Annotated in this window: 14 protein-coding genes; all 14 read right to left on the reverse strand. The window is 42.3% G+C overall.

Annotated features, from left to right (window positions below):
- Positions 1-353 precede the first annotated feature (353 nt).
- The 14 genes from lysS to ftsH all read right to left on the reverse strand — a co-directional run bounded on the left by lysS (position 354) and on the right by ftsH (position 13,531).
- The gene (gene lysS, locus BA79_RS16600; RefSeq protein WP_025206611.1) at positions 354-1,853 is read right to left on the reverse strand and encodes a lysine--tRNA ligase; all 1,500 of its coding nucleotides are present in this window, start codon (positions 1,851-1,853) and stop codon (positions 354-356) included.
- Between the two features lie 90 nt (positions 1,854-1,943).
- Positions 1,944-2,945 (reverse strand): tRNA dihydrouridine synthase DusB, encoded by a 1,002-nt coding sequence (dusB, locus tag BA79_RS16605; protein ID WP_035704043.1) that lies wholly within the window; start codon positions 2,943-2,945, stop codon positions 1,944-1,946.
- Entirely contained in the window at positions 2,938-3,171 is a 234-nt protein-coding gene (locus BA79_RS16610) for a helix-turn-helix domain-containing protein (protein WP_017366448.1), read from the reverse strand. The genes dusB and BA79_RS16610 overlap by 8 nt, the downstream gene beginning before the upstream one ends.
- The gene (folK, locus tag BA79_RS16615; RefSeq protein WP_007496156.1) at positions 3,123-3,626 is read right to left on the reverse strand and encodes a 2-amino-4-hydroxy-6-hydroxymethyldihydropteridine diphosphokinase; all 504 of its coding nucleotides are present in this window, start codon (positions 3,624-3,626) and stop codon (positions 3,123-3,125) included. Before folK ends, BA79_RS16610 begins: the two co-directional genes overlap by 49 nt.
- Entirely contained in the window at positions 3,623-3,985 is a 363-nt protein-coding gene (gene folB / locus BA79_RS16620) for a dihydroneopterin aldolase (RefSeq protein WP_035704045.1), read from the reverse strand. The genes folK and folB overlap by 4 nt, the downstream gene beginning before the upstream one ends.
- Positions 3,978-4,835 carry a dihydropteroate synthase gene (gene folP / locus BA79_RS16625; RefSeq protein ID WP_035391541.1) on the reverse strand — a complete coding sequence of 286 codons (858 nt, stop codon included), beginning with the start codon at positions 4,833-4,835 and terminating at the stop codon, positions 3,978-3,980. Before folP ends, folB begins: the two co-directional genes overlap by 8 nt.
- Positions 4,836-4,844: 9 nt before the next feature.
- Positions 4,845-5,693, reverse strand: coding sequence for an aminodeoxychorismate lyase (gene pabC / locus BA79_RS16630; RefSeq protein ID WP_035704048.1), 849 nt, complete (start codon positions 5,691-5,693; stop codon positions 4,845-4,847).
- Positions 5,690-6,283, reverse strand: coding sequence for an aminodeoxychorismate/anthranilate synthase component II (pabA, locus tag BA79_RS16635; RefSeq protein ID WP_008341810.1), 594 nt, complete (start codon positions 6,281-6,283; stop codon positions 5,690-5,692). The genes pabC and pabA overlap by 4 nt, the downstream gene beginning before the upstream one ends.
- 13 nt (positions 6,284-6,296) lie before the next feature.
- Positions 6,297-7,715, reverse strand: a complete 1,419-nt coding sequence (locus BA79_RS16640; RefSeq protein ID WP_035704051.1) for an anthranilate synthase component I family protein — start codon at positions 7,713-7,715, stop codon at positions 6,297-6,299.
- Between the two features lie 124 nt (positions 7,716-7,839).
- Positions 7,840-8,763, reverse strand: a complete 924-nt coding sequence (cysK, locus tag BA79_RS16645) for a cysteine synthase A (RefSeq protein WP_008341814.1) — start codon at positions 8,761-8,763, stop codon at positions 7,840-7,842.
- Between the two features lie 77 nt (positions 8,764-8,840).
- On the reverse strand, positions 8,841-9,749 hold the full coding sequence (locus BA79_RS16650; protein ID WP_035391546.1) for a peptidyl-prolyl cis-trans isomerase: 909 nt from the start codon (positions 9,747-9,749) through the stop codon (positions 8,841-8,843).
- A gap of 46 nt (positions 9,750-9,795) precedes the next feature.
- Entirely contained in the window at positions 9,796-10,671 is an 876-nt protein-coding gene (gene hslO, locus BA79_RS16655; protein WP_007496169.1) for an Hsp33 family molecular chaperone HslO, read from the reverse strand.
- A 15-nt stretch (positions 10,672-10,686) separates the two neighbouring features.
- The gene (locus BA79_RS16660) at positions 10,687-11,463 is read right to left on the reverse strand and encodes a type III pantothenate kinase (RefSeq protein ID WP_008341820.1); all 777 of its coding nucleotides are present in this window, start codon (positions 11,461-11,463) and stop codon (positions 10,687-10,689) included.
- A gap of 163 nt (positions 11,464-11,626) precedes the next feature.
- The gene (ftsH, locus tag BA79_RS16665; RefSeq protein WP_035704054.1) at positions 11,627-13,531 is read right to left on the reverse strand and encodes an ATP-dependent zinc metalloprotease FtsH; all 1,905 of its coding nucleotides are present in this window, start codon (positions 13,529-13,531) and stop codon (positions 11,627-11,629) included.
- Positions 13,532-13,561: the final 30 nt, after the last annotated feature.

Below are 13,561 nucleotides of genomic sequence, written 5' to 3' on the forward strand. Positions count from 1 at the left end.
CTCTCCGAAAAAGTTCAAAACCGAAGTTTTGTTTTTCGCCAGTTTGACTGACTACCTATGAAATATCATAGGATTTTTTTATAAAAACTCGAATTAACAGGTACGTTTTGTCTTGTTTAGTTTTCAAAGATCATTTTCTTTATCGCTCGTAAGCGACTTTAATATCTTAACATTTCGCTTCGGTTGAAGTCAAGAACTTTTTTCATTTTCTTTTTTCAACCTCGTTGCTGTTTTGCGGCAACGAATAATAATATACCATCTGGATTCTTTCCTTGCAATAGTTTTTTTAAAAAAAGTTTCATTTTATGAAAAATAGAAAGCGCCATAAATAAAATGGCGCTTTGGTTGATGTATTAGCGGTTTCTCATTTGTGGGAAAAGCAGTACATCTCTGATTGATGGAGAATTTGTTAAAAGCATGATTAATCGGTCGATTCCGATTCCTAGACCACCTGTTGGAGGCATACCGTATTCTAACGCTTCAACAAAATCGTCATCCATTAGATGTGCTTCGTCGTTTCCTTCTTCACGTTCTTTTAATTGAGCTTCAAAGCGTTCTCTTTGATCGATCGGATCGTTTAGCTCTGTGAATGCATTTGCATGCTCGCGGCGTACGATAAACAGCTCAAAGCGATCAGTAAAGCGCGGGTCTTCAGGATTTTTCTTAGCTAATGGAGAAATCTCCACTGGGTGTCCGTAAATGAATGTAGGCTGAACCAATGTTTCTTCTACTTTTTGCTCGAAGAACTCATTGATAATATGACCTACTGTCATATTTTTCGTGATTTCAACACCATGATCAGCCGCATGCTGTTTTGCTTCTTCAACAGACATCTCCTGCCAGAAGTCTACACCTGTTGCTTCTTTGACCGCTTCAACCATATGAAGTCTCTTCCATTCAGGTTTGAGATCAATTTCATCTTCTCCATATTGAATGGTTGTTGTCCCTAGCACCTCTTGGGCAATATGAGCAATCAGGTTTTCTGTCAGATTCATGATGTCTTTGTAGTCTGCGTATGCTTCATACAGCTCGATCATAGTGAATTCTGGGTTGTGACGAGTCGATACACCTTCATTACGGAATACACGGCCAATCTCATATACTTTCTCTAGACCACCGACAATCAGACGTTTTAAATGCAGCTCGATCGCAATACGCATATAAAGCGGCATATCAAGTGCATTGTGATGAGTAATGAAAGGACGCGCTGATGCACCACCAGGGATGCTATGCATTGTTGGTGTTTCAACTTCTAGGTATCCTTTTGAATCTAAGTATCTTCTCATTGATTGAATGATTTTGCTTCGCATGATGAACGTCTGCTTACTTTCTGGATTGACAATCAAGTCAAGGTAACGCTGACGATAGCGTTGTTCTACATCTTTTAGTCCGTGATATTTATCAGGGAGCGGGCGAAGTGCTTTTGTAAGAACCTCAAAGCTAGTCGCTTTAATTGAAAGTTCTCCTACATTCGTTTTAAATACGGTTCCCGTCACACCGATAATATCGCCTAGGTCCGAGCTTTTAAATAATTCGTAAGCTTCTTCTCCTACACTATCTTTACGTACATAGATTTGAATTTGTCCTTCTAAGTCTTGGATGTGTGCAAAGCCAGCTTTCCCTTTTCCACGCTTTGTCATCATACGGCCAGCAATTGTTACTTGAGCTGCTTTTTCTTCTAAGTCTTCTTTTGAAAACTCGTCATATTCAGCAATAATTTGTGCAGATTGATGAGAACGGTCATATCGTTCACCGAATGGATCGATACCCTCTTCTCTCATTTTATTCATTTTGTCACGTCTTACTTGGAATTGATCATTTAATTCTTCGTTATTAAGCCCTTCATTACTCATTTATATCACTCCAATAATGTATTTTGCAGAGAAAAGCAGAAAAACTGCCAGTACGTGCACTAGCAGTGAGCTACAAAAAGAAAGATAGTCTTATCCTACTTTTATTCTTTGAAGCTCTTTTGCCTCGGCTTCGATCGTAAAGTCATCTAGAACTTTTACAAGCTCCGCTCTCGTTTCACTTTGATTGATTTGGTTTCTTACATCTGCATTGCCTCGGACACCTTTTAAGTACCATGCTGCATGTTTTCTCATTTCTCTGACAGCCACATGCTCGCCTTTCAGGTCTATGAGTCTGTCTAAGTGAAGTTTGCACACAGACATTTTCTCACGCACATTAGGCTCTTCTTTTAGTTCACCCGTTTCTAAATAATGAACCGTCCGGTAAATCATCCACGGGTTTCCTAGTGCGGCTCTTCCGATCATGACAGCATCTGCACCCGTTTCATCAAGCATACGTTTTGCATCCTGAGGGGTTTTGACATCTCCATTGCCGATGACTGGAATGGAAACAGATTGTTTGACCTCTTTTATAATATCCCAATTCGCTGTTCCTTCGTACATCTGCACACGTGTCCGTCCGTGAAGCGCAACCGCTTGTCCACCTGCTCGTTCAACAGCACGGGCATTTTCGATAGCGAAAATATGGTCTTCGTCCCAACCCATTCTCATTTTCACCGTAACAGGTTTATCTACAGCTTCTACGACTGCGGATACCATTTCGTAAATCTTGTTTGGATCCAGCAGCCATTTCGCTCCTGCGTCACATTTCGTGATCTTTGGTACAGGACACCCCATATTAATATCAATAATGTCCGCCGTTGTATTCTGGTCTACAAACTTGGCCGCTTCTACGAGCGTGTCCTTTTCTCCCCCAAATATCTGAAGGCTCAACGGTTTTTCACGTTCATCAATGTACAGCATGCCCATCGTTCTGGCATTATTAATCAAGATCGCTTTGTCACTGACCATTTCAGCGCAGACTAAGCCCGCTCCAAACTCTTTCACCGTGAGTCTAAAAGCAGAGTTACACACACCAGCCATTGGTGCGAGCACTACTTTGTTTTTAATTTCGATATCTCCGATTTTAAACATCTAGTCCCCTCCTTTCCTCTTCAAGTATTGGTGAAAGTTCTTCCACCGTTATATTTAAAGCATCTGCTATTTGACCAACCATTTGGTTTGTTGGTAATCGATTGCCTCGCTCAATTTCCCCTAAGACAGAGACAGAGATGCCTAGTCTTTTGGCGAACCCTTCCTGAGTATACCCTTTTAGCTTTCGGTATGCACGAATTCTTCTACCCCACATGTCTTTTTCCATATGCTTACACCTTCTTGGTCTGTTACGGCGTTTATCTGGGCTTCGCCGATTTCTGGGCAAATCTCACTCATCGGAACAAGAACGAATAAACGTTCGTACATTCTAGGATGCGGCACTACAAGTTGTTCTGTTTCAATATTTTCACGATTATAAAGTAAAATGTCAAGGTCAGCTGTCCGTGGACCCCACCTCACTTCTCTTGTTCTGCCTAACTCCTGCTCAATGTTCTGAGTCAGTGATAGAAGTTCTTCAGGACGAAGCGAGGTGGAAATCTTCACAGCCATGTTCAAGAAGTCATCCTGATTCTCGTAGCCTACAGGTGTTGTCTCATATATAGATGAAATGGATTCAACTTGAACACCTGGATGTTCGTGAAGTTTTTTGACAGCTTCTTTTAAGTAGGTTTCCTTTTTTCCTATGTTTGAGCCTAAAGCGATATATGCTGTATTGTTCATGCGCGTGATCTCGTCATTTCAATGGCAACGGACTGATAGTGTCCTGGAATTGGCGGATCTGGTTTGATTACTTTTACTGTACATTCTTGAACTGTCGAAAAGTCCTTTAACACTTGATTTGCAATTCTTTCCGTCAGCGTTTCAACGAGGTTCACTGGGTCTCCTTCTACAATATTTTTGCAGATGTTGTAGAGCTCAGCATAGTTGATGGTCTCATTTAGGTCATCCGTTTGTCCTGCCTTACTTAAATCAAGTGAAGCTGTTAGGTCCACACGAAAGCGCTGGCCTAGTTTATTCTCTTCTGCAAATACACCGTGATAGCCGTAAAATTCCATTCCGTTTACATATACTTTATCGATGATAAGCGCCTCCTTTATTCAGCATGGCATCCATCATTTTTGCCATTCTTGCGATTTCTTTTACATCGTGCACTCGGACCATCGCGCTGCCCTTTTGAATCCCAAGACAGACCGTCGCACCCGTTCCTTCAGTACGTTCTTCAGGCGGCAGGTCTAAAACTGCACCGATGAATCGTTTGCGGGATGTTGCTAGAAGCAGCGGATATCCAAGGTGGCAAAAATGTTCAAGTTCATTCATGACCATGAGGTTGTCAGTTTTATTTTTCGCAAATCCTACACCAGGGTCTAATATAATCATGTCATCACGGACACCCGCTTGTTTTACAATTTGAACACTTTCTTTCAGATCTGCAATCATATCTGAAATCAGATGGGTGTAATTCCGCTCTGGTCGATTGTGCATTAAGATAATTGGCACGTTGTGCTTCGCTGCCACATGCGCCATTTGAGGATCAGCTTTCGCCCCCCATACATCATTAATGATTGAGGCTCCCGCTTTCACTGCCTCATCTGCGACATGGGCTTTATACGTATCAATAGAAATAGGTATGTCCAATTCTTTTGTGATCTTCTCAATGACAGGAATGACCCTTGAAAGCTCCTCTTGCTCTGAGACAAGTGCCGCTCCCGGCCGAGTCGATTCACCGCCAATATCAATAATATGCGCCCCATCTTCTATGAGCTGCGCTGCATGAGCCAGCGCTTTATCCATTTGATTGAATTTTCCTCCATCTGAAAAAGAGTCCGGTGTGACATTTAAAATGCCCATGACCAATGTCTTTTCTTCATAACTAAGGGTATGGTGCTTGGCTTGTATGATTTTAGGCTGTTTTATCAATTGTTGTGTCATTGTGTCCACCTACTCTTTATAGTCTAGACGTGCTTTTGTATATTCTGTTCTCAGCTTGGTCGAAATCGTTCGGTTGTGGTTTTGCAGGACGGTGTCTCCGATATTTTTAAAAGGCACAATTCCCTGAACCGAATTGGTCATCCACGCCTCATCAGCTGAGAGCAAGTGTGAAAGTGGATATCTTCCTTCTATTAGTGGGATCCCCGAAGCTTGCAGCGTTTCGATACAATATCGACGGGTAACCCCGTTTAAAATACCGGTATCAAGTGAAGGTGTATAGATCACATCTTTTTTTCGCCAAAATAGATTTGACGTAATTCCTTCTGCCACATCGTCTTCTTTTGTTAAAAAGATCCCTTCTACCGACGGGTCGTTCCCTACTTCTCTTTTCGCCAGCAGGTTGTTCATGTAATGATGCGACTTGAGCCGTCTTGGACCTTCCGGTGTGTTTCTTCTTGTATCAAGAATGATTCCCTGTTTTTCATCTACTATTGATTCAGGCCGGAATGGGGAGATCATCACAAAAACAACAGGCTCCTCATAAGGGTCTGCAGAAAATCCATTGCCTCTGCCCGCAGAAACATTGAAGCGGATCCTCGCATGACCGCCCGTTATTTGATTTTGTTTGAATAATGTATGAATGATGTCGAGTACAAATGGTTTCTCTATTGTGGATTCGATGCAAAGGTCACGCAATGATTGATTGAGCCTTTCAAGATGCCAGTCTAACAAGAAGACTTGTCCTGCTAGAGAGGTAAATGTTTCGAATACACCGATGCCATATAGAAAACCATGATCAAAAGGAGAAAGAGTCGCGTCTTTCTCCTCTATATACTGACCGTTCAGGTAAATGATCATGCGTTTACTTCATTCCCCTTTTTACGATAGGTTTCAATGAAATTTCTGAGCATTTCTTTACCGAAGGACGTCATAATCGATTCTGGATGGAATTGAACACTTTCAATCGGAAGTTCTTTATGGCGAATGGCCATGAGTTCGCCTTCCTTTGTGCTCGCTGTTCTGACAAAGCACTCCGGCAGCGTCTCGTCTTTAACAATTAATGAATGATACCTCGTTGCGACGAGCGGATTTTGGAGTCCCGTGAAGACACCTTTGCCGTCATGTTCAATCTCTGATGTTTTCCCATGCATTAACCGCTCCGCACGAATGACATCTCCACCAAATACTTGTGCAATGGATTGATGACCTAAACAGACACCGAAGATCGGAATCTTCCCAGCAAAATGTTTGATCGCTTCCATACTAATTCCTGCTTCATCCGGACTGCAAGGTCCTGGAGAAATCATCAGGAAGTCTGGCTTGAGCTCTTCGATTTCTTGAATGGTGACTTGATCGTTTCGTTTTACAATCAGTTCTTCCCCAAGCTCACCTAAATACTGGACCAGGTTGTACGTAAATGAATCGTAATTATCAATCATTAATATCATACTCTGCTCACCTCTAACTCAAAATAGTCTCTTCTTTGCTCAACTGTAATGCTTTTTTCACTGCATAGGCTTTTTTAATCGATTCTTTGTATTCGTGCTTTGGTACAGAATCGATGACAATGCCTGCACCTGACTGCATGAAGGCTCTGCCCCCTGTACAATAAGCCGTACGAATAACGATATTAAAATGCATATCTTGATTGAATCCAAACCAGCCTATAGATCCAGTATAAAGCCCACGCCTTGTCGGCTCAAGTTCTTCTATGATTTCCATTGTTCTCACTTTTGGCGCACCTGTAATCGTGCCGCCTGGGAATACAGCTCTCATGACATCTACTGCATCACAATCATCACGCAGCTCCCCTTGGACATTTGATACAATGTGCATCACGTGTGAATATTTCTCAATGGCCATAAATTCGTTCACCTTGACTGAGCCATAAGTAGACACTCGTCCAAGATCATTCCGCTCAAGATCAACGAGCATCACATGTTCTGCGCGTTCTTTTTCATCTTCAATGAGTTCTTTTGCCAGCGCTTGATCTTCCGCATCATCCTTGCCTCTTGATCTTGTGCCAGCGATCGGTCTTGTTTCGAGCTGAATGCCTTTTTTCTTAATAAGCAGCTCTGGAGATCCACAGACAATTTGGAAATCTGGCGTGTGCAGATATGACATATATGGAGATGGATTCACGTGACGTAATGTTTTGTATAAATGATATGGGTGGGTATGAAGCTGTCCATCTTGTCTAATCGATAGGTTCACTTGGAACACATCACCGTTCGCGATATATTGTTTAATCGTTTCTACAGCTTCCCCGAAAGCTTCTTCAGTAAAAGGTGCAGCAGGTACACATTCCGAAGAAGACACGTTGACAGGTGAATGTGCTAATTCTTCTGATGTGCTTGTCCAGCTTTGCTTTAATTCTTCGAGTCTTTGATGAACTTCACTGACAGGTTCGTCTCCTTCTGTATGAGTCATCAGCCAGAGGACGTCTTCTTTATGATCAAAGACAGCGACATCATTGAATACGAGGAAATACAAATCAGGCGTCTTCAAATCATCGATGGACAGCATTTTAAAATGCTCGATATATCTTGCGTAATCATAGCTTAAAAATCCAATCGCTCCACCTTGGAAGTCAGGGTATTCGTCGTTCGTTTCGGTTTGAAGGGTTTGAAACCAATCAGCAAATGCCCTGAAAGGATCTCCCTCTTTGAAAAACACCTCACCCTGATAATGGATGGTGGTCATCCCGTCCTTCCCTTTCGCTTTAGCGATCGGATGAATGCCGGCAATACTGTATTCTCCGCCACGTGCACTTTCAAGAAGGACGTGATGTGATTCATGAGCCGTTAATTGTTCGTATCGTTTCAAGAATGCATCTTTCGTAAAAGGAATTTTGATGCCCATCGGCCTACGTTGTGTCATGTAATCATCCTTTTTTATTTTCATTAATCTTATTGTAATGCAATCCATTTTAATTAGAAAATAGTATTTGCTTTCCATCTTCAGAATTCATGAAAAAACCCCAGCAAATGCTGGGGTGTATTGTTTAATCAAATTGATAAAGCGGCGTACTAAGGTAACGTTCACCATTACTTGGAATAATCGCTAGAACCTTTTTCCCTTTACCAAGCTTCTTCGCTGTTTGAAGCGCTGCATAAATGGCTGCTCCTGAAGATATACCACCAAGGATTCCTTCTTCTTTCGCTGCCTTTCTTGCAAGTTCAAATGCATCTTCGTTTTTCACTTGGATAATGCCGTCATATACTTCTGTGTTTAAGATAGACGGAACAAACCCTGCTCCGATGCCTTGAATTTTATGCGGACCTGGTTTCCCGCCTGATAGTACAGGAGAATCTGTTGGTTCTACCGCATAAAGCTGAATAGATGGGATGGCTTCTTTCAGGACTTCACCAGCACCTGTAATCGTACCGCCCGTACCAACTCCTGCAATAAATGCATCAAGGTCGCCGTCAAACTGTTCAAGAATCTCTTTCCCTGTTGTGCGGCGGTGAATCTCAGCATTGGCTTCATTGCTGAACTGCTGAGGCATGAAGTATCCGTGCTCTTCTGCTAATTCTTCTGCTTTTTTGATGGCACCTTTCATTCCTTCTGCACCCGGTGTTAATACAAGCTCTGCACCGTAAGCGCGTAAAAGGTTGCGGCGCTCCTGACTCATTGTATCCGGCATAACTAAAATCGCATTGATTCCTTTTGCAGCCGCGACCATCGCAAGACCGATTCCTGTGTTTCCACTTGTTGGCTCAATGAGTGTGTCACCAGCTTTTAATGTACCTTTTGCTTCAGCATCTTCGATCATCGCTAACGCAATACGATCTTTTACACTGCTGCCTGGGTTCATATATTCAAGTTTCAAGTAGACATCCGCACTGTCTTCATCTACTAAACGGTTTAATTTAACGACTGGTGTATTTCCTATTAGTTCAAAAACTGAATTTGCAATACGAGCCATCACTAACACCTCTATCTCCGAGTAATTTTATTGTATTAATATTAAATTATCAATTTCGAAAAATTTTGTCAATGCTTTTAGTCCTGCTCTCCATCGTAAAACCATGTGACTTTTGCTTCTTTCCACAGGGTTTTGACATTCGCCTTTTCACCCAGATCTTCCATGGCGATCTGCCTTTTGATCTGATCTTTGACTTCTTCATAAGAGAAGGAGCGGCCATTTAATTTTTCTTTTAATTGTATGATGGCATAACCATTTTTGATCTCGATCGGCTCTTTCGTCCATTCATCTGGCTTAAGCTTTTGGGCTTCTTGTATGTATAGGGCTGGAATGCTTTCTTGCTCTTCTGTGACAAATCCAAGATCTCCGCCGTAAGGAGAGGTATATCGATCGGTGGATCGTTCAGCTGCTACAGCTTCGAAACTAGATCCGCCCTTTAAATCTTTTAATACACTTTGTGCCTCGTCTTTTGTTTTCACAACAATGTGGCGAATTCGGTATGAGTCATCATATTGATACAAGTCTTTGTTTTTTTCATAAAAGGATTTGGCTTCTTTTTCAGAAACGACCGCATCTCTCGTTAGAAGCTGTTCTAATAAAATTTGATAACGAATCTGCTCTTTCCATTCCTTTTCACTTGTATGACCGTCTTCATAGAAATTATTAGATACCGCTTTCAGCATCAGCAGCTCACGATTGATCTCTTTTGAAGATACCTCCAGCTTGTTTTCTTTCGCAAGCTGATTGACTACCTTCTGATTGATCATTTGTTCAAGTGTTGCCTTTCCGTAGCGGTCTTCCATTTTCTTTAACCATTCTTGACGTGTGACTTTCTCTTTCCCAATAGAAGCAATTTCTTCACCGCTCTTCCCATTTGAAGAAGCCTGCGACATTTGTGACTTTGTTAATACATATGCAATGACAACGGCATTAATCATGAGCAGAACGAGGATAAATGTCCACACCACTCTTGCTTTCAGTCTCATCTTTCGTCTCCTTTCCATTCTAAAAAGAAAACCCGCTGCTTAGAGCTTAGCGGGTTATTTCTTCACGTAGCTCTTCTAGCTCTTCTTTTGTAAATACATACGTTTCGTTACAAAAATGGCATTGAGCTTCTGCTTGTCCGTCTTGTTCAATCATATCCTCAATTTCGGCTTTCCCTAGGCTGATAATACCGTTGGCAAACCGTTCTTTTGAGCAGTTACAAGAAAATTCGACAGGTACAGTTTCTAAGATTTGAGGTTTTTCACCGAGCACTTCTTCTAAAATTTCTTCAGGAGTCATCCCTTTTTCAATCAGTTTAGAGATCGGTTCAATGGTTGATAATCTCTTTTCGAGTCTTTCGATGACTGCATCTTCAGTTCCAGGCAGCAATTGAATGATGAAACCGCCTGCTGCAAGGATCGAGTTGTCTGGATTGACAAGAACACCCACACCTACAGAGGATGGCACTTGTTCAGAGGAGACCAGGTAATAAGTAAAGTCATCTCCAATTTCACCTGAGACAATTTCCGTTTGCCCTGTAAAGTGGTCTTTCAGTCCGATATCTTTGACAACACTTAACGTTCCCGATGTTCCAACAGCACGTCTAACGTCCAGCTTCCCATGTTCATTTAAATCAAAGTGAACTTGTGGGTTTGAGACATATCCGCGCACCTGACCTTTTGCGTTTCCATCTGCAATGATGGCTCCGATCGGCCCACCGCCTTCAATTTTGACAGTTAATTTATTCTCGCCTTTCAGCATGGCTCCCATCATGACAGTCGCTGTCATTGTTCTGCCGATTGCAGCTGAAGCAGTTGGCCACGTATGGTGTCTTCTCTGCGCTTCGTTGATTGTATCTGTTGTGTTCGCAGCATACGCACGGACTTTCCCGTCATATGCTAACGCTTTAACTAAATAATCCATTTTGATTAAACCCTCCTATAATACACCGACACGATTGCGTTCATAAATTAATTGGAGTCCTTTTAATGTGAGGAACGGATCGACAATATCAATACAGTCTGATTCATTTCCAATCAATGTAGACAAACCGCCTGTTGCAATGACTTTCGGTGTTTGTTTGGCTTGCTGCTTCATCCGTTTCACTATTCCCTCGACTTGACCAACATATCCATACAGGATACCTGATTGCATCGCACTAATCGTGTTTTTCCCTACGATATGATCCGGACGAACAATTTCAATCCTTGGCAGCTTAGCCGCTCTTGTATATAAAGCCTCTGTTGAGATGGTAATACCCGGTGCAATTGCGCCACCCATGTATTGTTTTTGTTCATTGATATAGCAGTAGGTTGTGGCTGTTCCAAAGTCTACCACAATGAGAGGGGCCCCATACAGGTGAATGGCCGCCACTGCGTTTACAATTCGATCAGCGCCGACTTCCTTTGGATTATCACACATAATGTTTAATCCAGTCTTCATGCCAGGCCCAACGATTTGAGGAGTAATGTGAAAATACTTTTCGCACATTCTTTCCAGAGCAAACATCATTGGCGGGACAACAGAAGAAATGATAATCCCTTCTATCTGGTCAAACATCAGCCCTACATAGTCAAATAAGGATCGGATTGCCATACCAAATTCATCTTCTGTTTTATGACGGCTTGTTTCAATCCGCCAATGGTAGTTCAAATCGCCATTATGATAAACACCTAAAACGGTATTTGTGTTTCCTACATCTATCACGAGTAACAACTTCATCACCACTTTGAATAGTGTCTCAAAAAGAGCATTTTTCGACTTTCTATCATACCATACACGAATTGAGTTCCATTTGTAAACAATTCGAAACCGATCCATTCATGATTCGAAATAAAAAAAGCTGCCGGTGAGCCCGACAGCTTTTTATAGAAGGAGATTAAATCTCCTCGTCTTCTTCTTTTTTCTTGATGTTCACTTTCACATCATCGTTTTTCTCTTCGTCATCTGCGTATACACGCTCTGGAAGCTTTCCAGTTTCGTAAAGAGATTTGATTTGTTCAGCATCTAATGTTTCCACTTCTAGAAGAGCTTGTGCGATGATTTCTAGCTTATCTTTATTCTCAGTGAGAATTTGTTTCGCACGTTCGTAGCTTTCTTTGATGAAGCGCTGAACTTCTTGGTCAATTTCGTAAGCGATCGCTTCACTATAATTCGGCTCATTGTTGAAATCACGGCCAAGGAATACTTGACCTCCTTGTGATTGACCGAATTGAAGTGGACCAAGTTTATCAGACATACCGAACTCTGTGACCATTCTTCTTGCAATGCCTGTTGCACGCTGGAAGTCGTTGTGAGCGCCTGTACTTACTTCACCAAACGTAATTTCCTCTGCAACACGACCGCCGAGCAAGCCGACGATTTTATCAAGAAGCTCTGGCTTCGTTTGGAAATAACGGTCTTCTCTTGGAAGCATGACCGCATAACCGCCTGCCTGACCACGAGGAACGATCGTTACTTTATGCACCATGTCAGCTTCGTCAAGGACAAGTCCAATGACGGTATGACCTGCTTCATGGTACGCCACGATATTGCGTTCTTTCTTCGAAATGACACGGCTTTTCTTAGCCGGTCCAGCAATGACACGGTCAGTTGCTTCGTCGATATCACGCATATCAATTTTCTTTTTGTTTTGACGGGCAGCAACAAGTGCTGCTTCGTTTAGTAAGTTCTCAAGATCTGCCCCAGAGAACCCTGGTGTTCTGCTTGCGATGGCTTTCAAGTTGACTGTATCATCAAGCGGTTTGTTTTTCGCATGAACCTTCAGTACTTCTTCACGGCCAATGACATCTGGGCGGTCAACCGTAATTTGACGGTCAAAACGTCCCGGACGCAGCAATGCAGGATCTAGGATATCTGCCCGGTTCGTTGCAGCAATGATAATAATCCCTTCGTTGGCACTAAAACCATCCATTTCAACAAGAAGCTGGTTAAGCGTTTGTTCACGCTCATCATGACCACCGCCAAGACCTGCTCCACGCTGACGACCCACTGCATCAATCTCATCAATAAAGATTAAGCAAGGTGCATTCTTTTTCGCATTTTCAAACAAATCACGTACACGTGATGCACCGACACCGACGAACATCTCGACGAAGTCAGAACCACTGATGCTGAAGAAAGGAACGCCTGCTTCTCCTGCAGATGCTCTCGCAAGCAATGTTTTACCTGTACCTGGAGGTCCTACTAGTAAAACCCCTTTAGGGATTCTTGCGCCAAGCTCCGCAAATTTACGTGGATCTTTTAAGAATTCAACCACTTCTACGAGCTCTTGTTTTTCTTCATCCGCACCGGCAACATCTTTAAATTTCACACGTTTCTTCTCTTCTGTGTAAAGCTTCGCCTTACTCTTACCAAAGTTCATGACACGGCTTCCACCGCCTTGAGCTTGATTCAATAAGAAGAAGAACAGGATAAAGATGATGATGAATGGAATGATGGTTGTCAGAACTTGCAGCCATCCATTTGTTTCAGGTGCTGGTTCTACTTTTACATCTGTATTCTTCAGTGCACTGTAAATTTGGTCAACTCCTTGACCGTCTGGAACGTGGGTAATGAAGTATTCATCTTTCTTCGCGCCATCTAATTGACCACGAATTTCATAAACCCCTCTTACAGGCTGGATGGAGATACTCTCCACTTTTCCCGCACTTAAATTTTGCGAAAATTTGCTGTAAGACATGTTCTCAGGCTTTTGATTAGGGGATCCTAACCAACTGACAACCCCTATCACAAGTAATAAAATAAGTATATAAAAAATCGTATTACGAAAAACCCGATTCATTCCTTACCTCCTCCCACAGTAAGCACAACT

It is taken from the genome of Bacillus altitudinis 41KF2b (genome assembly GCF_000691145.1).
Taxonomy (GTDB): domain Bacteria; phylum Bacillota; class Bacilli; order Bacillales; family Bacillaceae; genus Bacillus; species Bacillus altitudinis.